The organism is Roseovarius sp. A-2 (assembly GCF_002072155.1).
Classification (GTDB): domain Bacteria; phylum Pseudomonadota; class Alphaproteobacteria; order Rhodobacterales; family Rhodobacteraceae; genus Roseovarius.
Window position 1 is genome coordinate 1 of record NZ_BDIY01000087.1, and the last position, 1,189, is coordinate 1,189.

Below are 1,189 nucleotides of genomic sequence, written 5' to 3' on the forward strand. Positions count from 1 at the left end.
CATACCTCAAAACAAGCAAGCGCCCGGCCTTCAGCCCAGGGGCGAGCACTCCGGTTGCGCAGCAAGGTCATGCACGCAACAAACCGCACGAGCCCGCACAGAAAATGACCGTGGTGAATTATGGCGGCTAGATGCATTTTATCGTCCTTGTTTTTGTTCAGGGGGTGGCAACACGCGAACCGCGGTGCCGCTCAGGAAAACCGCGCGTCGCTTGTAGCCGCTGCCTGTTTTGATCCCGCAGATGCTGGGCCCTGATAACGGAGGGCGCCGTATCCCCGTACGTTCGCCGCGTCGCTTTGACGGACACCAGGCGCTGCATGTGCTTGGCGTCGAGGCGGCCCATGACGGGCGTTCCGGTCTCAGGGTCCGGCTCGAAGCCAGGGTGCTCGATGCTCACGATGATTGCGCGCGTGCCGATGAAGCGGGTGTAGCAGCGCAAGCCCGCTTGCGCCTTTGCGCGTCCGCCCTTGACGCGAATCTCGAAGCCGCGGTTCGCGCTGGTTTGCGCGCCGGTGCCGTATGCGATTTCGACGAACTTCTGCCCGCCGAACCAACGGACACCCATGACGAGGCAGGGGCGGCGCTTGGCCTTGGCATCGGGATTGTCGGGATCATCGACAGGAAAGCGAAATCGCACGACATCGCCGGTCGTGAGGCGGTCTTTCCATGCGGTCAGGTGTGATGTGGATTTCATGGTCGTCTCCATTCAGGGTGGGAATGATGACGCGCGGCATTTTTTCTATCGGGTTAGTCCCCTGTGCTGCGCGTCACGAAAACGCGCGCAGCACAGGGGACTTGGACATTTGGGGAGAGCGTCGAGAGGGGCCAGCCCCTTACAGTAAATGTTGAAAAGATAGTTTCGGTTGACATCAATGTGGCCAATCTTTCGTTTTAGACTGAGGACTTGACAAAAGATCAGAAGGAGCTGCCAGGTGGGGTATGTCTCGAAAATATCTTCGATGGCGACGAAATTGCCACCGTTCAAGCCAATTGTCATTGCAGTGGATGGGCTGAACCGGTGTTGTCACGTTAGCGGGCCTGAGGTTGCTGGTGTAGCGATGCCCGCATAGGTGATGCTGATGCAAACTCAAAAGATCACTTACAAACGCCACCGGTTTCCGCCTCAGATCATCGCTCATGTTGTCTGGCTCTACGTCCGGTTCAACTTGAGCCTGCGCGAGGTCGAGGA

Annotated in this window: 1 protein-coding gene and 1 pseudogene; one reads left to right on the forward strand and one right to left on the reverse strand. The window is 58.3% G+C overall.

What is annotated here, in order from left to right; genetic code table 11:
* Positions 1-157: 157 nt before the first annotated feature.
* Positions 158-694, reverse strand: a complete 537-nt coding sequence (locus BHD06_RS22685) for a hypothetical protein (RefSeq protein ID WP_080459197.1) — start codon at positions 692-694, stop codon at positions 158-160.
* 385 nt (positions 695-1,079) lie between these two features.
* On the opposite strand from BHD06_RS22685, the pseudogene BHD06_RS23475 reads away from it, so the two are divergent.
* A pseudogene (locus tag BHD06_RS23475) lies at positions 1,080-1,189 on the forward strand (IS6 family transposase); the annotation flags it as partial.

Bases quoted from the DNA above. Each gene is read 5' to 3' on its own strand.
- BHD06_RS22685 (WP_080459197.1), bottom strand. From the start codon at position 694: ATGAAATCCACATCACACCTGACCGCATGGAAAGACCGCCTCACGACC.